The 19,762-nt window shown below is 42.5% G+C and carries 16 protein-coding genes; 9 read left to right on the top strand and 7 right to left on the bottom strand.

Annotated features, from left to right (window positions below; translation table 11 throughout):
- The first annotated feature begins 40 nt into the window (after positions 1-40).
- Entirely contained in the window at positions 41-460 is a 420-nt protein-coding gene (locus A7985_RS25830; RefSeq protein WP_370671174.1) for a GIY-YIG nuclease family protein, read from the top strand.
- Here the strand turns inward: A7985_RS25830 and A7985_RS18485 are convergent.
- The 4 genes from A7985_RS18485 to ilvC all read right to left on the bottom strand — a co-directional run bounded on the left by A7985_RS18485 (position 343) and on the right by ilvC (position 6,060).
- Positions 343-1,242: a M20/M25/M40 family metallo-hydrolase gene (locus A7985_RS18485; RefSeq protein WP_081310628.1), complete on the bottom strand. Its 900-nt coding sequence runs from the start codon at positions 1,240-1,242 to the stop codon at positions 343-345. The genes A7985_RS25830 and A7985_RS18485 overlap by 118 nt on opposite strands.
- Positions 1,223-2,407: a tetratricopeptide repeat protein gene (locus A7985_RS18480; RefSeq protein ID WP_065791883.1), complete on the bottom strand. Its 1,185-nt coding sequence runs from the start codon at positions 2,405-2,407 to the stop codon at positions 1,223-1,225. Before A7985_RS18480 ends, A7985_RS18485 begins: the two co-directional genes overlap by 20 nt.
- Positions 2,408-2,512: 105 nt before the next feature.
- Positions 2,513-4,417 (bottom strand): methyl-accepting chemotaxis protein, encoded by a 1,905-nt coding sequence (locus A7985_RS18475; RefSeq protein WP_065791882.1) that lies wholly within the window; start codon positions 4,415-4,417, stop codon positions 2,513-2,515.
- Positions 4,418-4,587: 170 nt separating this feature from the next.
- Complete coding sequence (gene ilvC, locus A7985_RS18470; protein ID WP_065791881.1) at positions 4,588-6,060, bottom strand: ketol-acid reductoisomerase; 1,473 nt, start codon at positions 6,058-6,060, stop codon at positions 4,588-4,590.
- A gap of 131 nt (positions 6,061-6,191) precedes the next feature.
- On the opposite strand from ilvC, the gene ilvY reads away from it, so the two are divergent.
- The 6 genes from ilvY (at position 6,192) to A7985_RS18440 (ending at position 14,592) form a co-directional block, all read left to right on the top strand.
- Positions 6,192-7,085: an HTH-type transcriptional activator IlvY gene (ilvY, locus tag A7985_RS18465; RefSeq protein ID WP_065791880.1), complete on the top strand. Its 894-nt coding sequence runs from the start codon at positions 6,192-6,194 to the stop codon at positions 7,083-7,085.
- 62 nt (positions 7,086-7,147) lie between these two features.
- Positions 7,148-7,867 carry a winged helix-turn-helix domain-containing protein gene (locus A7985_RS18460; RefSeq protein ID WP_065791879.1) on the top strand — a complete coding sequence of 240 codons (720 nt, stop codon included), beginning with the start codon at positions 7,148-7,150 and terminating at the stop codon, positions 7,865-7,867.
- A gap of 288 nt (positions 7,868-8,155) precedes the next feature.
- The gene (locus tag A7985_RS18455; RefSeq protein WP_065791878.1) at positions 8,156-9,937 is read left to right on the top strand and encodes a DUF4856 domain-containing protein; all 1,782 of its coding nucleotides are present in this window, start codon (positions 8,156-8,158) and stop codon (positions 9,935-9,937) included.
- Between the two features lie 87 nt (positions 9,938-10,024).
- A complete protein-coding gene (locus A7985_RS18450; RefSeq protein ID WP_065791877.1) occupies positions 10,025-11,323 on the top strand; it encodes an imelysin family protein in 1,299 nt (432 codons plus the stop codon).
- A complete protein-coding gene (locus A7985_RS18445) occupies positions 11,316-13,535 on the top strand; it encodes a TonB-dependent receptor family protein (protein ID WP_065791876.1) in 2,220 nt (739 codons plus the stop codon). The genes A7985_RS18450 and A7985_RS18445 overlap by 8 nt, the downstream gene beginning before the upstream one ends.
- A gap of 79 nt (positions 13,536-13,614) precedes the next feature.
- Positions 13,615-14,592, top strand: coding sequence for a sterol desaturase family protein (locus tag A7985_RS18440; protein ID WP_065791875.1), 978 nt, complete (start codon positions 13,615-13,617; stop codon positions 14,590-14,592).
- A gap of 73 nt (positions 14,593-14,665) precedes the next feature.
- Here the strand turns inward: A7985_RS18440 and A7985_RS18435 are convergent, their stop codons facing one another.
- Together A7985_RS18435 and A7985_RS18430 are read right to left on the bottom strand one after the other, a co-directional pair.
- Complete coding sequence (locus A7985_RS18435; protein ID WP_065791874.1) at positions 14,666-14,950, bottom strand: hypothetical protein; 285 nt, start codon at positions 14,948-14,950, stop codon at positions 14,666-14,668.
- A 291-nt stretch (positions 14,951-15,241) separates the two neighbouring features.
- Positions 15,242-16,810 carry a cation:proton antiporter family protein gene (locus tag A7985_RS18430; protein ID WP_065791873.1) on the bottom strand — a complete coding sequence of 523 codons (1,569 nt, stop codon included), beginning with the start codon at positions 16,808-16,810 and terminating at the stop codon, positions 15,242-15,244.
- Between the two features lie 202 nt (positions 16,811-17,012).
- Between A7985_RS18430 and A7985_RS18425 the strand changes: the two genes are divergently transcribed.
- Positions 17,013-17,756 (top strand): sporulation protein, encoded by a 744-nt coding sequence (locus A7985_RS18425; RefSeq protein WP_065791872.1) that lies wholly within the window; start codon positions 17,013-17,015, stop codon positions 17,754-17,756.
- Between the two features lie 24 nt (positions 17,757-17,780).
- A complete protein-coding gene (locus A7985_RS18420; RefSeq protein ID WP_065791871.1) occupies positions 17,781-18,233 on the top strand; it encodes a GNAT family N-acetyltransferase in 453 nt (150 codons plus the stop codon).
- A 50-nt stretch (positions 18,234-18,283) separates the two neighbouring features.
- Here the strand turns inward: A7985_RS18420 and A7985_RS18415 are convergent, their stop codons facing one another.
- Positions 18,284-19,630, bottom strand: a complete 1,347-nt coding sequence (locus A7985_RS18415) for a sodium-dependent transporter (protein ID WP_065791870.1) — start codon at positions 19,628-19,630, stop codon at positions 18,284-18,286.
- Positions 19,631-19,762 lie beyond the last annotated feature (132 nt).

Genomic DNA, 19,762 nt, shown 5'->3' with positions numbered 1-19,762 from the left:
TACGAATGATACAGATTGCATAAAGAAGGTAAAGTAGATTGTGCATTTCGACTGCTTAATTTACAAAAAGTTTCTAAAAGTGAGAAATATAATAGTGACTGAAAATAAACAAGCAGAATCAAACTGGCTCTTATATATTGTAGAAAATGCTTTGGGTCATTGGTACACCGGAATTACCAATGACTTGGAACGAAGACTGGCCTCACACCGCAGTGGCAAAGGAGCAAAAAGTTTACGAGGGAAAGGGCCGCTTACGCTGATAATCGCTGTAGCTGGGCTCTCCAAAAGGGATGCAGCTAGACTTGAATGGCAAGTGAAACAACTGAACAAGCGCCAGAAAGTTCAGTTAGTATCCGACGCGTTAACGCTGGCCAGTGATAAAACAACACCAGTAATTGACTTTGACACCTGCGCTAACTTTTCCAAATTAATTTTGTCCAAGGAATCGTCCGTTGAGTGATGGTTTTTATCTAAACCGGAGCCAAAGTAAATAAACGGGATTTTAGCGCGGTGAAAAGGGTAGTGGTCACTTGCTCGAAGCCAGTCGATCTTCGGTGCATTTAACTTTCTTGCCATTCTCTTTGAGGAGAAAAATACAGTGAGTTGCACTAATTGGTTACTGAATTGACTTTCGATTTGCGTCTTTAATGGCTTAAAATCTTTGGAGGCGAGGGCATACAACGTATTGCGTTTTTGAATACTAAGCATATCCAAATTGATATTCATAAACACAGGATCATCACCAATTTGCGCGACATAATGCTTAGCGCCATGCAGCCCCTTTTCTTCGGCATCTGTTGCGACAAACACGATGTTTCTATCAAGTTGTATGCCTTTCAAGCGTCTTGCAATATCCATCATCACAGCGACACCTGTGGCATTGTCGTTCGCGCCAGGGTAGTGCCTGTATCCACTGCTGCCTAAATGGTCATAGTGTGCTGTTATAACTATTGGCGCGTGGCACTCTTTTGAAGTGCAGTGCTTAGTAGCCACCACATTGTGCCCTGTGCCAGTTTCAAAAAAGCCGCGTTTAAACTCAAAGCTAGAAATTTGAACGTCTAATCCGGGCTTTTCAAATTGCCTCATGATGTAAAATGCACTGCGATGTGGCACTTTAGCCCCCGAAGGCCGACCTTCGAAATCGGGGCTAGTCAATACAACCATGTCTCTAGTGAGCGCAGAGGATAGGACATTCAGAGGCATTAAAAGTAATAAGAGCGTACTAATTCTTAGCCACTGCATCCAGCCACTCCAGCTTTCCTCTATATTGCAATTGATTGTGCTTGAATTGAGAAAGGGCGAGTGCACGCTGCAAGTGCCGTTTTGTCAGCTCTAGTTTGCCAAGAGCAAAATAGGCTTTGGCGAGCGCAAAATGCCCTTCGTGAAGCCTTTTATCCAGCTTTAAGGCATCTCGATAGAGGTTTATTGCTTTGACTGCATTACCTTGTTCAAGTGCTTCGTTACCCAATGTGATGACGTAATAAGGGTTACTTTTTCTCACTTGATATAATTGTGCTCTAATTTGTTCGGCTTGTTCACTTCTATCTGTCATATCATAAAGCACCGCTAAGTTGCCTTTGGCGGTATTGTTATCCGAGTTTAACGCCAATGCTTGGTTATACATTTTTTCGGCGATTTGAAGTTTTCCAGAAAGTCGATATAAAATCGCTAAGTTGGCCCAAGCACTGGAGTACTGAGAGTCCATCTCTATGGCTGCTTGAAAGTAGCTGAATGCTTGATCTTTTCGCCCTTCAACCATATTGATTGCGCCCTTGTTGTTATAAAACATTGCGGTCACGCGATCTTTTGTAATTTCGGTCGTTCTAAATGCTTGTCGTCTACTATTAGGGTCGAAGTCGATGGTTAACGTTTTAGGCGACGTATGAAGTACATTCTTGCCGATAAATTTGGCTCTGTCTTCGTATACTTTGAGATTAATATGGCCGCTTAGGAAGTTATATCCACGGCTACTTGCCCAGTATTCAGGTACGTGTACTTTCTGGAATTGACCTTTTAAGTTGAGGTATTCAGACAAACTAAAGGCCAAGATAGACAGTGATAGGCAGTTGGCGTTTAAATTATGGTAAGCCTGTGAAGCAGTTAGGTTTGCATCACTCATGTAAGAAAGGGTGTTATCACCATTGTCTAGCAAGAATTGCATGATGACTTCGGCTCGACGCAATTCAGGTTGCTCACTACGTTTAAAATTTTGATTCAGCGTGTCTACAATGTGCTCATCTAGTGTGAAAATCTCTTTTTGGCTTTCAACGGGTAACACTTTGAATGGGGCATTATCTAGCAGGGTTAAATCAGCAGGAGGGGCGTTAGTCGATTGACAACCAACAAGCGACGCGCTTGAAACAAATAGCAAAATGGCACTGAAAACACTTTGATAACTTAACTTCATTTAGATTACTCCCAACTACTTATCTATTATTAGCGTAGCGAATGTTGGGAGTAAATAAAGAAAAAATTGTTACAAAGCGTTGCTGGCTTTTTATTCAGTGTCGAGCTAAAAAGACGCCACTAATTTATCCAGTGCTTTAGCAGAATCAGCAAGTTGCTGTATCGCTTGCTCAGTATTAAGCTGCTCATTCATAACTTCATCACTGATCACGCTTATCTGCTCGATACTACGACCCACATCAACGACCACATTGCTCTGTTCTTCTGTCGCTGTCGCAATAAGCGTCGTCATGTCATTAATCTGATTGGCCGTTTCTGTGATGGTGTCCATCAGCTCAACCGAAGTTTGCATTTGGCTAACGCTCTGCTCAGCCTGCTTGGATGAGAGGGCAATTTGCTCTACGATTGAGTCGGATGCTGAAGTGAGTTCAGTAATCGTTGCTTGAATTTCGTCAGTTGATTGAGACGTCCTACTTGCCAATGCCCGCACTTCATCTGCTACAACGGCAAAGCCTCGTCCATGCTCACCAGCACGGGCTGATTCGATAGCGGCATTGAGTGCGAGTAGATTTGTTTGCTCTGATATAGCACGAATAACATCTAGAATATTTGCGATTGACTGAGTTTTACTTGCCAGCGTTGCAACCTGTGAGGCCATATTTTGAATGTCTGTTGCTAACTCCATCAGGGTCTCTTGACTGGTTTGCACACAGTCGTGGCTCTCTTCAGAGTTGTCTTTACTCGCAAGTGTTAACTTGGCAGTGTTGTTTGCACTGCCAGCAATTTCCTGCACAGTTGCCGCCATTTCATTGATTGCAGCCGCTACGGAAATCGTCTGATTCTTTTGTTCATCCAAGCATTGAGAGTTACGTTGTGATTGCGCAAATACTTGCTCACTGGCCGCGCGAATATCACGGCTCTCGCTTGCGACCTTGGTAATCGCAGACTCAATTTTGCCGATAAACTGATTAAACCCATCTCCTAGTGCTGCCAGCTCCGGTTGCTCGGAGTTAGGTACTCGGTAGTTCAAATTAGCATCGCCACTACCTAATTGTTTAAATACATCTGCCATTTTAAGTAATGGAGCGCTTAATGTACGGGCTAAAAGTACGCTAATAATACTTGCTATCAGTGCAATGACGAGTGCAAATGTTACGATCTGCCATTGTAAATTATTTACTTCTGAGAACACTTCACTCTGTGGTACTTGTGCGATAACGTATAGATCTGTCTCTGGGATTTGATTCGCGGCAACTAATACAGCCTCACCCTGCGACTCTAATTTTAGGATATTTAGCTTTGAGCCATTTAATAGCTTAGCAGCCGCTGATTGGTCGTAGAATTCGTCCAAGTTTGACTTTGCAACTAAACTTGCGTCTGGGTGTAATTGCACCGTCCCTTTTTTGTTAACGACAAAAACAAAACCGCTCTTCTCGATGCGCATGTTTGCAAGTTTTCTCTGCATTTCATCAATGCTTTTAGCGAGGCCAGCAAGACCTATACCGTTGGTTTGCTGGTGATTTACAAACATTTTAACGTCACCAGGCGCTTCTTGGAATATACTAATTGAGTACGACTGATTACTGCTTTTAAACGCAAAAAACCAGCCATCTTGCTGTTGATTTAATACGCGCAAAAAGCCACTTTGATTCCAGTATTTATAATTCTCTCTATTTGCCCATGAGGCTGTGGCAAGTCCATATTGGCGTTGTAGTCTATTTAATTCTTCAAGCAATAGCTTCTCGTCTAGTTGCCCGCTTTTGGCTGCGTCGACAATAAATTGGTTGCTAGAAAGTTGTTTGGCGGCATTTTTCAAAACCACAATCTCTTGCTCTAAAGATTTGGTGATGCTTTCAACTTTACTAGGTAATTCAGAACTAAGCATTCTGGTCTCAACCATCGTTTTTGATTGGTAAACTGAGATAAAGCCGATCAAACTTGCAACGAGAATTGCCGTTGCACTGCCTAGAATGGTGATTTTCTGCGTGATTGTTAAACCTGTGTTACTCATTTAGCCTACTAGTACTTATTACCGTGTGGTGATAATTTTAGCATGGTCAATAATTAACACATATACATTTATACTAATTGTCGTTAAACATAATAAAAAAGGATTAAAAAAGACTAAAAAAGCCCATAGCTTGCACTAATGGGCCTTGGTTCTAACAAGCGAACTTTACTTTAAACAATGCGTTTCATTGCGGACATATAGCCACGTAATTCTTTGCCGATGATTTCAACAGGGTGGCTGCGAATAGCATCGTTCACGGCAATGAGTTTTTGATTATCCACATAATTGTCGTCTGTGCTTAGGCCTGCACCGATAACGTCACTTTGAATATTCTCCATGAATGGTTTCAATAGCGGTAGGCAAGCATGGTTATATAGGTAGCAACCATATTCAGCTGTATCCGAGATTGTTCTATTCATTTCAAATAGCTTTTTACGTGCTATCGTATTTGCGATTAGTGGCGTTTCATGCAGTGACTCATAGTATGCTGACTCGTCAATAATGCCAGCTGCCGTCATAGTTTCAAAAGCAAGCTCAACGCCAGCTTTAACCATCGCGACCATCAAAATACCCTTATCAAAAAAGGCTTGTTCAGAGATGTGCTGCTCAGTATTGGCTTGCTTCTCAAAGGCGGTTTGTGCAGTTTCTGCACGCCAAGTCAATAGCTTTGCATCACCTTCGGCCCAATCTGCCATCATGCCTTTAGAGAATTCACCACTGATGATGTCATCCATATGCTTGTTGTATAAAGGCGTCATCAGTGCTTTAAGCTCTTCACTTAATTCAAAAGCTTTTATCTTTGCCGGGTTTGACAATCTGTCCATCATGTTGGTAATACCACCATGCTTGAGTGCTTCAGTGATTACTTCCCAGCCATATTGGATCAATTTTGAAGCGTAGTCAGGTGCAATACCTTGCTCAACCATTTTGTCAAAGCACAGCAATGAGCCTGTTTGCAGCATGCCACATAAAATTGTTTGTTCACCCATCAAGTCAGACTTAACTTCTGCAATAAACGATGAGTTAAGAACACCTGCACGATGTCCACCAGTACCAGCTGCGTAGGCTTTAGCTTGAGCAAGCCCTTGACCTTGTGGGTCATTCTCAGGGTGCACTGCAATCAACGTTGGCACGCCAAAGCCTCTTTTGTACTCTTCTCTAACCTCTGTACCCGGGCACTTGGGCGCAACCATAATCACAGTAATGTCGTCTCTGACTTGCATGCCTTCTTCAACGATGTTGAAACCATGGGAGTACGCTAAAGTTGCGCCTTGCTTCATTAAAGGCATTACAGCACTGACCACAGCGGTATGTTGCTTGTCTGGCGTTAAATTTAAAACGAGATCAGCGTCTGGGATTAGTTCCTCATAGGTGCCTACGATAAAGCCATTGTCGCTTGCATTTAGATAAGACTGTCTTTTTTCATCAATCGCAGACTGCCTCAACGCGTATGATACGTTGAGCCCTGAGTCTCTTAGGTTTAGGCCCTGATTTAACCCTTGCGCACCACACCCTACAATTACCAACTTTTTACCAAGTAGTACGTCAACGCCTTCACTAAACTCTGAAGGGTTCATAAATTCGCACTGTGCTAATTGCGCTAGCTGTTCTCGCAATGATAAAGAATTAAAATAGTTCGCCATGTCAGATCCTGCTTATTTCTTAATGTTACTCTGTTTTTCGGTATAGGTTTAAGATAAGAGGATATTTAGGTTGCGTAAAATGATATATTTAAATTATTGTATTTCACATTATGAAATACAAAGGCAAGTAAATGGACCACAAACAACTTAATTACTTTTTAGCCCTTGCAGATACACTACACTTTTCTCGTGCGAGTGAGCGTTGTTATATTAGTCCCCCGACATTGAGTCGCCAAATTAAGCAGCTCGAAAATGAAGTTGGTACGGCTTTGTTTATTCGCGATAATCGCAGTGTGTCTCTCACTCCGCAGGGAAAAGCCTTTGTGCAATATGCCCAAGCTACTCTGGCCAGTTGGCGGCAATTCAAAAGTGAGTGCCAAGATGAGTCTCAACCGCTGTCTGGTGAATTGAGTCTATACTGCTCTGTGACAGCCTCTTATAGTTTTATCTACGACTTATTTGCCCGTTATAGAAAAGAATTCCCGCAGGTTGAATTGAATTTAATCACCGGAGATCCGGCACACTCCATTGCTCAGGTGCAGAGTGATTTAGCTGATGTTGCAGTAGCGGTAAAACCAGCACATCTAGCTCAGGGAGTAGAGTACCAATCAATCGGTCGTTCTCGGCTCGTATTTATTGCGCCGACAATGCAGTGCCCACTAACTGAGCTGCTAGAAAAATGCGCGGACTCTTCATTACCTTGGGCGCAGCTCCCATTTATTGTGCCTGAGCAGGGCGTATTAAAAGAGCGGATAGATCGATTTTTTAAACGTATGTCTATTCAGCCTCAGGTATACGCCCATGTGTCAGGGCATGAAGCGATGGTCGCGCTAACAAGCTTGGGTTTTGGCGTTGCGTATGTACCTGAGATAGTTCTTGCACAAAGCCCTTTTAAAAACCAAGTACAGCAATTAAATCTACAGTCTGAGGAGATAGATATCGGCCTCGTGGCTAAAAAGAAGCGCCTGCAAGATCCCGTAATTAATAAATTATTCCATGTCGCCAATGGAATATTTAATTCGTAAAGCTAGAGTTCAGTTAGCCGCTGTAGACTCGCAAAAATATAAATCAAATGCGGGGTTTAGCAGTGCATACCGTTTTAATCGCAGAGAGCAAAGTTAACAGCTTGGCAGCGCCTTTAGCTGCACTTCAGGGTCAGGGTTTTGATGTGCAAACGATGGTGCTAGAAAACTTGGATCATGTAAATCATAGAAATAATCAAGGAATTGTAAACAGCATTGTGATTGACCAAACTATTGCCACAAGCGCAAGGTTTGACACCATTAACACATTAAAGTCTCACTTTCAGGTACCTGTACTAGTTTCCGTTGATGACAATAATGACGATATCCAAAGTTTATTGTTAGAGCTTGGTGCGGACGATGTCGTCTCGACTCACGCAAAACCCAGGTTATGGCGGGCGAGATTGGATGCTCTTATCAGGAAAGTGCGCGGCTCGACAACAACTAAGGCGGGTGCATCAAGTAGTGAGCTCTCATTTGGCAATTTAACGATTAAAGGAGATGAACGCACTGTATTGCTTGATGGTGAATTAGTGAGTTTGACAACGCACGAATTTGATCTAATTTGGTTATTAGCGTCTCGAGCGCCAAAAGTTGTAAGCCGAGAAGAGATATATCAAAAAATTATTGGCCAGCATTATCAAGCTAATAGCCGAACCATTGATGTTCGAGTTTCATGCCTGAGAAAAAAGCTTGGTGACAATGCGAGTAGCCCACAAAAGATAAAAACCGTTTGGCGCCAAGGGTATCTGTTCGTAAAAGAGGCGTGGGAACAAAATTTATAGTTCGAATTTTTCGAACTATAAATCAACTCTTTTCTGTTAAAAATAAGTTTTCTCTTTACATTGCATTCACTGGAATAAACCTGTTTTCTTTTTAAAACATATGCTTATGAAATTATATGTAATTAATGCTAGTGACTCTCATTTTCTCTTCTATATTTAATCTTATCTCTACCCCTCTATTTGTATACTCTTAACAACGCAAATAATATTGATTGCTATTTAGGTCTGTGTATACTTTGTCCCGTTAAGAAAATGCAAATACAAATAATTTTCATAGGAAAACGTCCAATGGCAATAAGAAAGTCTCTGCTTGCAACTGCAGTTTTAGCTGCAACTATGGGTTTAACTGGCTGTGGTGGCTCTAGTAGCGATAACAACACTCCTGAACCTACGCCTACACCAACGCCTACTAATCAAAAGCCAACAATTACATTAGGTACTGTTGCTGTTGAGGAAGATAAGCTAGGTGAAGCGGTAACTGGTGTTACGTTTGCTGATGACACAGACGCATTAGATGCACTAAAGTACACTGTAAGCGATGGACGCTTTGAAATTGTTGACGGACAGCTAAAGCTAAAAGCAGCAAACACACTTAACTATGAGCAAGAAACAGATCACAAAGTCACATTAACTGTTTCAGCGGAAGACTCTGCAGGTGAAAAAACAGAACAAGAAGTTGTTATCACAATTACTGATGTGCCAGCGACAGATGGCGTGAATGTGTATGCATTTGGCCACAATGGTACGTCTTCAGTTTCTTATTCTGGTCAAGTTTCTCGCCAAGCGGCTATCTCAGAAGCGAAAAAGCTACTAGGTACCCTTAAAACGGGTGTTGATGGTACAAACGATGTTACCGAATTAAGAAAAATCTTAGCGGATGCACGTGGCTTCTTGTTCCCAACAGACGAATCTCGTCAAGACACAGCATTAACTTTCCTATCTGGTGTTACGGCTGAGCAAACAACTCTAGGCCAAATCTCTAGCCTTAAAAAAGTAGCTGGTGAGGGTGGTAAGATTGCAGGTCGTGATACGACTTACATGAACAAAAAGTGGGAAGAAAACGGCTCTCTAGTTGGTTGGACTGAGTTTGGTACTCACCCATCTACACCTGAAGGTTTGGTTCTTTACTACCTAGACCTGATTGACGCGCAAATCACTAAATTCGAAAATGGTGACCTACACACGGCAACACATAATGGCGTAACAGTAGAACTAAACAGCCTATTCATCACGCCTGAAGGTCTTGACCTTGTTCAGCTTATTCAGAAGCATTTAAATGGTGCCGTTGCATTATCTCAGGGTGCTGATGATTACCTAGATGAATTAACAATTGGTGACAAGTCTGCTGACAACACAGTTATTGCCGATGGTAAATCTTACACTGAGCTTGAGCACAAGTTTGACGAAGGTTATGGTTACTTTGGTGCTGCGACTCACTACCTAGAGTTCAGCGATGCAGCTATCTCAAGCTCTGCAGCTCAGGATGCTGATTCAAATGGGACAATTAATCTACTTACAGAGTACAACTTCGGTAACTCAACCAATGCGTCTAAGCGTGACAAGGGCACAGTAGAAAATATCAACCCAACAGATTTCTCTGGTGCTGCGCAAATTGCATTTATTAAAGGTCGTGCACTAATCAATGCGAACTTCACAAAGAACGTGGCTGATTGGAGCGACGATGACCAAAAGGCGCTTAAAACGTACCGTGACCAAGCGCTACTGAATTGGGAAAAATCAATCGCGGCGACAGTTATTCACTACATCAACTACACAATTGCTAAAGAAGACGGTAACTTGACTCAAATCAAGAACGGTGAGTTTGACGCTGGTAAATTTGCGAAGTTGGCTAAATACTGGGGTGAAATGAAAGGTTTTGCATTGAACTTCCAGTTCAACCCGTTTTCTCCAGTTAGTGCAGACAAGTTTGCAGAAATTCACACGCTAATGGGTGATGCGCCAGTGCTTGAAGCAGACAAAGTAGATGCATATATCGAGGACCTTAAAAAGGCACGTACAATTATTGCAGAAGCATATGAGTTCGATGCTGAAAATGTTGAAAAGTGGTAACCAACTAGTTTCACATTTATGAAAAGGTTAGTCGCTAAAGCGACTAACCTTTTGCTGTATTTATAGGTATCAAAAAAGAGAATCGCAATGAGAGTGTTAAAACCTTTGAGCGCAGTTGCTGTTGCAGTGTCATTGCTTTTGAGCGGCTGTGGAGAAAGTACGTCGAGTACAACAGGTTCAGAATTTGCTGACAATGGTGATACGCAAAACCCTACAAACCCAACCAACCCAACTGATCCAACAACGCCGACAGAGCCCACAACATTTGATGAAGCCGCTTTGGTTGCAAACTTAGTTAATAATGTGCTGAGCCCTGCTTTAACCCAGTTCCATACATTTGCACAAGCACAACAGACTCAAATTGGCGCGTTTTGTAGTGCGGCAAAAGCGCAAGCAGAGAATGCAGACAGCCTTCATGAGCAAGCTAAAGATAGTTGGCGCGCGGCCATGGCTAGCTGGCAGTATGTTGAATTGATGCAGGTGGGTCCTTTGCTTACTAATGGCAAAGAGTTGAAGGGCAAGATCTATTCTTGGCCTGCAGGTGGCGCACTGTGTAGTATTGATTTAGACATCGTATATCACGAAGCTGGTATAATTAATGGTAATGCGAATTTGCCTTACGATATCAAAACCCGTACATCGGATCGCAAAGGCTTAATTGCTATCGAGCATGCTTTGTTTAATGCGAATTACGACCACAACTGTACTTTTGAAAATGATGCTTTGGCACCGTGGAATGGTCGAACTATCAATGAGAGAAAAGTCGCACGATGTGAGTTCGCACACACTGCAGCAGGCGACATTGTTGATAATAGCAATGAAATCTTGTCGCGCTGGCAAGGTGATAATGGATTTGCGAATCAGCTATTAAATGCTGGCCAACCCGGGTCATCATTTGATACGCCACACCTTGCATTAAATGAAATTTCAAAAGCGCTTTTCTATATGACAGAAGAGCTAAAAGACAAAAAGCTTGGTACACCGCTGGGCCTATTTGTAAACAGTTGTGGGTTTGAGACATGCCCGCAAGATGTGGAATCCGATATCTCGGAGCACTCTAAAGAGAACTTACTGGCTAACCTTCGCGCATTTAAACAAATCTTTACCGGAGAGGGCAGTAACACCGATAACACGTTAGGGTTTGATGACTTCCTAGATGCGGAGCAGGGCTCTGAAGTGAAACAACGCATGTTAACCGGCATAGAAGAGGCAGAAGCCGCTTTAATGGCCATTGATGGTTCGCTTAAAAACGCAATTGCTACTGATTCGGCAAAAGTAACTGAAGTACATACCAAAGTTAAAAATGTGACCGATGAGCTTAAGAATGATTTCATCAATAAGCTTGCACTGGAGCTTCCTCAAACATCGGCAGGTGACAATGACTAAGTATCCACGTATGAATAAATCACTATTAGCAATGGCTGTGGCCGTTGCTCTACCAAGCGCTTTCGCCCAAGATAATGATCAGGATGACATTGAACATATTCAAATCATCAGTCATTACGATAAGTTAAGAACTGAGGCGGGCTCTGCGACGCTTTTGACCGAAGAGCAGTTGGGTGAATATGAATATGACGATATTCACCGAGTACTTTCTTCAGTTCCGGGTGTAAACATCAGAGAAGAAGACGGCTATGGTTTAAGGCCCAATATCGGGTTTCGAGGTGTTACGCCGGAGCGTAGTAAGAAAATTACCATTATGGAAGATGGCGTACTGATTGGGCCTGCGCCTTATTCTGCGCCAGCTGCGTACTATTTCCCGCAAACAACGCGTATGACAGCGGTTGAGGTCTTTAAAGGCCCTGCGGCGATTAAACATGGCCCTCAAACAATTGCAGGGGCACTTAATTTAGTGACTCGCCAGGTGCCTGAGTTTACAGAGGGCGCAATTGATATTGCTGCTGGTGGAGATGGTTACACCAAAGCACATGGCTATTTTGGCTCAGTGGTCAATAATATTGGTTTTTTACTCGAAGCGGTAAATCTCCAAGCTGACGGTTTTAAAGAGCTAGATGGCGGTGGTGATACTGGGTTTGATAAAAATGACATTCTCGCCAAGTTTAATTATCGCCTGAAGCAAGGGGATTTTGAACATACGTTTGGTTTAAAGCTAAGCTATGCGGATGAAGTGTCAGACGAGACCTATCTTGGTTTAACCGAGGCAGATTTTGCTGAAAACCCATACCGTCGTTATGCGGCGACTGCCCCAGCAAAAATGGATACTGAGCATCAGCAAGTGATGTTTACTCATAATGTTTCTGGTGAAAATTTAAATTTAACAACGCGTATTTATCGTAATGACTATGAACGTGCATGGCTTAAATTAAATAGTATTTCAGGTAAATCACCACAAGAAGTGCTCTATAACCTTGAATCAGACAATAACCAGCGTCTGTATGAAATCTTCAAAGGCGAGCAAGACTCTATCGTTGCTGGCGCGACTGACTTTTTGACTATGGGCACCAATGACCGAGAATACTATTCTCAAGGTATTCAAGTGGACGGTGATGTGAAGTTCAACGTGTTTGACTTGGACCATGATATTTCTTTTGGTGTACGTCTTCATGAAGACGAAATCGAAAGAAAGCATTTTGAAGAAAGCTATAACATGAAGTCTGGCGTATCTTCTTTGGTTGAAGGCAGCAAACGCTTTACGACGCTAAATACTGAAAATACCAAAGCTTGGTCGATTTATATCGAAGATAAAGTAAAATTCGATGCACTGACGGTAGGTGTTGGCATACGCGGTGAGTTGATGGACATGCATTATCAGGACAACAACAATCCGAATGTGTGGCAAGATAAAACCACGCGGATCTGGTTACCTGGTGTGAGTGGTTTTTATCAGTTGAGTGAAGACGCGGGGCTGTTGTTTGGTGTACACCGTGGATTTTCGCCAGCATCACCAGCACAACCAGCAGAAATCGAAGTTGAGAAAAGTACGAACTACGAATTTGGTGGCCGTTATAATGATGGTGTTACGCAATTTGAAGTTGTGAGCTTTTTCAACGACTACAGCAATCTGAAAGAAAGTTGCGGGCAGTCGAACTGTGGCGATATCAAACAGCAAGACACAGAGTTTAATGGTGGCGCGGCGCATGTTTATGGCTTAGAAGCACAGTTTAGCCAGCGTTACCCACTTAATCTGCAATTAGATATCCCTTACGGGTTTGTGTACACCTACACCAAGGGTGAATTCAAAAATGAGCGCTACACTAAGTTTGCTCAGTGGGGCCAAGTACAAAGCGGTGATCCATTACCTTACTTACCGGACCACCAGGTTAGCTTTAACATTGGTTTAAGTGCTGACAACTGGCGCACATCACTGGCGGTCAAGTACATTAGCTCAATGGAAGAGGCTGCGGGGCGAAGTTGGCAAGAAGGCACGGATGAATTTACACTGTACTTAGAGGGACAAGAAGTACCGACCTCTACGACTGTAGACTTCTCTGCAAGCTATGACTTTGACAAGTATGGCCAAGTGTACTTAAAAGTTGATAACTTGCTAGATGAAGATAAGATTGTAAGCCGCAGACCTTATGGCGCGCGCCCTGGTAAGCCAAGGCAATTTACGATTGGTTATAAGTACCAGTTTTAGTCTGAGTGGTTTAACCTAAATATTTTGTTTAAGGCCACATTCGTGGCCTTTTTTGACACTCTCGGAGTTAATACGCTAGATGTTAGACACTATTTGGCAAAGCATCAGTACATTGCCAGGTTACCTCGTAGACGCAAATAAGCGTATTTTTTGGCTATACCTCGCCTCTGCGGTAGCGATGGCTGCAATGGTCTACTATGCAACGAATAAAACTCGCTCTGTGAAAGGGTTCTGGCACTTTTTATTTCCTAAAGTGGTTTGGTTCCATGAAAGTGCTAAGCAAGACTACTGTCTATTCATTATTAACCGCATCATTAAAGCCTTAACCTTTACCCCTATCGTACTCACCATGGTCCCTGTTGCGATAGGTATCTCTGATCTCATGGAATCTGTTTTTGGTCCATCGTTGCACTTGGATTGGCCGCAATATGTCGTTGTTGGATTGTTTACTTTGATGCTGTTCTTAGTTGATGACTTAACACGGTATCTGTTACACCTCGCCTTACACAAGGTCCCTTGTTTATGGGAAATCCATAAAGTACATCATTCAGCAAAGGTGTTGACGCCATTTACCATTTACCGTTCTCACCCTATCGAGAGCTATTTCTACGCGTGCAGAATGGCCCTAACTCAAGGTATCGTTGTTGGTCTTGGGTACTTCTTTTTTGGCTCTGCGCTTAGTATGTTCGATATTTTAGGCGCCAATCTGTTTGTGTTTATTTTCAATGTATGTGGGTCCAACCTGCGCCATTCACATATTTGGTTTAGCTGGGGAGATAGATTAGAGGGGTGGTTTATCAGTCCAGCCCAACATCAAATCCACCACAGTGATAACCCAAAACATTTTGATACTAATATTGGCTCTGCGTTAGCGATATGGGACCGGATAGCGGGGAGTCTGATCAAAGCATCTGAAGCAAAAGGGATATCAATAGGTGTAGGAAAGTACGATGCTGGACATGATTCATTGTGGGATATTTACTATAAACCCGTAGTTGAATGCATCAGAGCTTGTATACCGAAGGCGTTAGTGAATAGAAAACGTCGTAATGGGTAGGAAAGGTAGGCTGACGACGGGCATGGCCAGCCTAGTGAGAGGGGAGTAGGCCCCTCTTAAAATCGATACTAAATTAGTGCATTACTCGACTTGAAGTGCGATAAAAACCGAGTTCATTAAGCTTGTTGATTAAGCTTGGGTCATCAAGTCGTTCCGGAGTAGACTCGTTACGTAAATAGTGATCTTGAGGCACAGCGTGTAGATCTAACATTTTATGAAATAAAATATTACGAATGGCGAGCGCTGTCATTCCCGAGTCCTGAATATCATCCAAACGTTTTTGTATGTCTGAAAACGGGGCTGCATTGACGTCATCAACAGCTGCTGGAAAGTACGAATTTAACTTATTTTTGCTCATGCAAACCCTCATTAACAATCTTGATAGAATTTCTTCTTGTTCCTAAAAACAGATACTAAGTATAAGATTTAAGTACAAAAATTAGAGACACGTTCTCTAAATGACGTAGCCAGTGTACTCTTTTTCATGGTCGAATTACTAACTTCGTTGTAAAGTTTTGTAAATCGCACTATTACAAAAAATGATGGAAAGTCGCGGGGTATTTTAGACGTCTAGATGTAAGTGTATGACAGGAAAATAAAAATAGTTCTCAGTACCTTTTAAGGGGCCTGAGAACTATCACAATAAAACCTAGAATAATTTTTCTTTTACGTGTTCTGCAAAACCGCTACCGGCCTCTAAATAGAAGTTATAAGTAGAGTGAACCCCCATATCCTCCAGTTCTTTTTGCTGGTCAGGGTAGTTCGCAATTGCGGTCACTTGTCCCTGATAACCTGACGCTTGGAGTTGTTCAAGTGCATATATGTTTTGCATATGCTTAGGCATTGCAAGCATGACCATCTCGACATTTGAGTGGTTAACTCGCTGCCAAAAGTCTGGATCGGTCGCGTCTGCGATTAATACACGCCTTCCGCGTCTGATATGTTTATCCACGACCTCTGGTTTAATGTCGATTCCAGCAACGGAACCAGGGTGAGAACTATGTATGGTTTCATAAGCACCGGTACCTATACGCCCCATACCAAAAATAACGATGCGAGTATCAGTAAGGTTGACTGGCAGCTCTTCTTCCAAGCGTTTAGGGTTTTCGAAGCGCACTAAAATATGCTCAAACTTCACATACAGCTCATTCGCGCGTTTATTTAGTGGAGAGGCGATAATGAAAGTTAATGATACGGCAATGGCAACGACCGCTAACCAATCTGCGGCAATCAGCCCGCTGCTTGCGGCGACAGCACATACAATCAGCCCGAATTCACTGTAATTGGACAAAGTAAATGCGCTAAGTAGTGAGGTACGAGCACGCAGCCTAAAGCGGTTAGTCAGTACATAGTAAAGTAAAACTTTAACCGGTAATACCAGTACGAGTAAGAGCCCGATAAGCAGTGCATTTGTCGACATACTGGCATTTAAACCAATGTTCAGGAAAAACCCGACTAATAGGACATTTTTTAGATTTAACAGTGATTTAGATAGTTCGCTGGCTTTTTTGTGAGGGGCGAAAATCATACCAATTATGAGCGCGCCTAAGTCACCTTTTAAACCTGCAAACTCAAAAGCATGATAACCGACTACGAGCGCGAAGAAAAAGCCAAACAATGGGAGTAGTTCACCGTGTTTAGAGCGGCTTAAAACCCAAAACATCACTGAGCGGAACACAAACAGTCCTGCAATCAGGGCGACAGCCCAAATATTGGGCACTTTACCTGTACTTACTGCGAGGAAAACCACTGCGAAAATATCTTGCATGACTAAAATACCAATGGCGATCTTGCCATGCAGGCTGGCCATTTCGCCTCTTTCTTCGAGTACTTTTACTGCGAAAACGGTACTGGAAAAGCTAAAAGCAAAACCGACTAGCAATGCGCTTTGTAAGTCCAGTTGGTCAAACAGAGGTAGTTGCATGATGCCGAGCAGCAAGAGTAAAGAGGCAAAAAAAGCGCTGCTCAAAATAATATGTAATGTCGCAGGGGCCCAAACTTGTGGTTTGACGAGGTTTTTTACTCTGAGTTTTAGGCCGATACTGAACAACAGAATAGTAACGCCTAAATCGGCTAGTTGAGAGAGAAGCGGTGTGGTTTGCTGCCCCAATAGATTGAGGATAAAACCAGCCATTAAGAATCCAATCAACGGCGGCAGCTTAAGCTGATAGACAGAAAACCCACAAGCAAAAGCAATAGCAAAATAAAGTAGTTCCATAAGTCATGCAGATTGTACTAGGTAGTCTGATTCTATCAAATCAAACTGTTTTATAAACAAATTATGGATAAATCAGTATCAAACTTTGTACACCGATAAAGCGAACAAAGTTCGAATTAAATAAAAACGATAGATTTTCACTGACAAGTCTCGGCAAATGTGTTTAAGATGCCTTAACGGAACATCCTCGAGAGGAGTAATGATGTTTAAAAAACTCTTAGCATCTGTTGGAGTAGGTGCTGCAAAAGTCGATACAGTATTGGAAACTGAGCACTTACACCCAGGTCAAAAGTTTCAAGCACAAATTATAGTGATGGGTGGTGATGTAGAGCAGGAGATTTCTGGACTTGAGTTGGCGTTAATGACCAAGGTCAAGGTTGAAAGTGACGATGGAGAGTACTTTACAAATCACGTCATAGATAAATGGCGTATCCCTGAAGAGTTTACAATTTCCCCTGGTGAACAAAGAACGATACCTTTTGAAGCTCGACTCCATTCAGAGACTCCAATTACTCAAATCAATGCGCCATACAATCACTGCCATGTCTGGATAGAGACTGGATTAGATATAGATCTCGCACTGGACCCTTCGGATAAAGATGCGTTACATATCTACCCTAATGAAGCCGTGAAAGCCGTATTAAGTGCGATGGAGAAATTGGGCTTTCAATTGGTTAAAGCGGACGTAGAAAAGGGCTACCTGAGAGCTTCGAGCTTCCAGTCGACTTCTGGTTGCTATCAAGAAATTGAGTATCGCCCAAGTAGCCACTCAATGTTTGGTTTGCAAGAGGTAGAACTTTCTTTCGTACCTGAAGCGCATAAAACACACGTATTGATTGAATTGGATCGTGCCTTTAGAAGTGATGGCTATATTGATTTAACGATTGAACATGATCAAGTTAACCTATCGCGTATCTGTGATCAGCTAGAGCGTCTGTTTGCATAATCGCTGTTGGAGCTGAGATAACGCATGTTAGAACCGGTTGTAAAATCCTTTTATGAGCTTAGCCATGAAGAAATTTTCATGATGTTTAAAGCGCGTGTTGATGTATTTGTTGTTGAACAAGAATGTGCTTATCCAGAAATTGATGACATAGACCGTGATTTAAATACGCGTCATCTTCTTTTTTTGGAGCATGGGTGTTTGAAAGCTTATGCAAGGTGCTATCCGAAGTCAGAGAATACAGCGAGTATCGGACGCGTATTAATCACACCTGATGGCAGAGGCGCGGGAATGGGCTACACGTTGATGAACGCGGCGTTGGCTTGCTGCCATCAACAGTTTCCGCAAATGAATGTACAAATAGCGGCACAGAGCTACCTGCAACCATTTTATGGCAAACTCGGATTTGAACCGATCAGCGATGTGTATCTCGAAGATGGCATAGAGCATTTAGATATGCAGTTAAAGCAGGGTAATTAAAAGCTTACGGCTTTACAAAGAAAAAGGCGCTTCGTTCGAAGCGCCTTTTTTTATAATGAATTGATAAATACCAAGCCAATGGCCAATGGGCAGACAAACTTGATATACCATGGCCAAATTTTCCAGAACAAAGTGTTATCTACCGCTTCGTTACCTTCTTTTATTTCAGCAAGTAGCTTGCTTCGATGCCAGATCCAACCTGCAAAGATACAACACAGCATGCCGAGCAGCGGTTGTGCAAATTGCGTGGTTAGCTGAACTACAAACCCAAAGAGTGCTGAGAAGTTAAAAATAATCGATACACTCACAACACTGACAATGAAACCAATTAGCCAGGTTGCTTGTACACGAGCCAGAGCAAACTTTTCTACTACGTATGAAACTGGTGCCTCAAGCATAGAGATTGAGCTTGTCAGTGCCGCAATACTCATTAAGGCGAAAAATGCAAAGCCAATGTAAATACCTATGCTGCCCATACTTTCAAATAAAGCGGGTAATACTTGGAATACTAATGTGTCTTCAGACAGCAGTTCTCCTGAAGCAGAGAATATTTCAACGCCTTGAGCTTGAGCTACATACATAGCTGGAATGATCAACATACCCGCTACAAAGGCGATAAATACATCAATTAACGTCACGTATGCACCTAACGACACTAAGTTTTCTTGTTTACTAATGTATGAGCCGTAGATGATCATAACGCTTGTGCCTAAAGACAAGGAAAAAAACGCTTGCCCAAGTGCACTGACGAGCAGGCCAGGGTCTAAAATTGAGCCAAAATCTGGTACTAGGTATGCCTTTAATCCTGTCATTGCGCCATCTTGGGTGAGCACGTACGCGATGAGTGCAAAGAGAATAAATAGCAGAGCAGGCATAAGTCTCTTTGACCATTTTTCGATGCCATTTTCGACACCTTTACTAATAATTGAGACTGTCAGAATGATGAATATAGCGGTAAAAATAAGATCTCTTGATAGTGACTGCTCACTTAACCAAGACGTCGCTTGCTCAGATCCTGCGATAACAGAAATGGGTTCTAGCGTCGCACTAAACATCCACCCTGCGACAATGGCATAAAAGCTCAAAATGAGGCCAGCGCAAACAATACCACCAAATCCAACGAGAAAGGCAAAGCGCTTTTGCATTTGATTGTTTGCTAGTTTTTGTAGTGAGGCGACAGCATTTGCTTGACCGTGTCGACCAATGACAAGTTCCGCCATTAAAGCCGGATATGCTAGGCAAAATGCCAAGACTAAATAAACGAGTACAAACGCAGCACCACCATTACTCGCTGTTTGTGTAGGGAATCCCCAAATGTTGCCCAAGCCTACGGCAGAGCCCGCGGCGGCCATAATAAATCCAAACCGAGAACTAAACTCTCCTCGAATACTGCTCATGTTTTTTTATTTCTCTTTTTTTAAAGACGGCCGCAACAATCTACTGTAAATGAAGACAAATAAAAAAGTCTTATCTGCACTGATCTAGCGCAAGATTTAAGGCTAAAAATGACCGTAGTTGTAAATATCCAC

It is taken from the genome of Pseudoalteromonas luteoviolacea, assembly GCF_001696455.1.
In the GTDB taxonomy this organism is placed as follows: Bacteria; Pseudomonadota; Gammaproteobacteria; order Enterobacterales; family Alteromonadaceae; genus Pseudoalteromonas; species Pseudoalteromonas luteoviolacea_C.
Note: the sequence above shows the minus strand (reverse complement) of the source record. Positions and strands in the feature narration are given on the sequence as shown.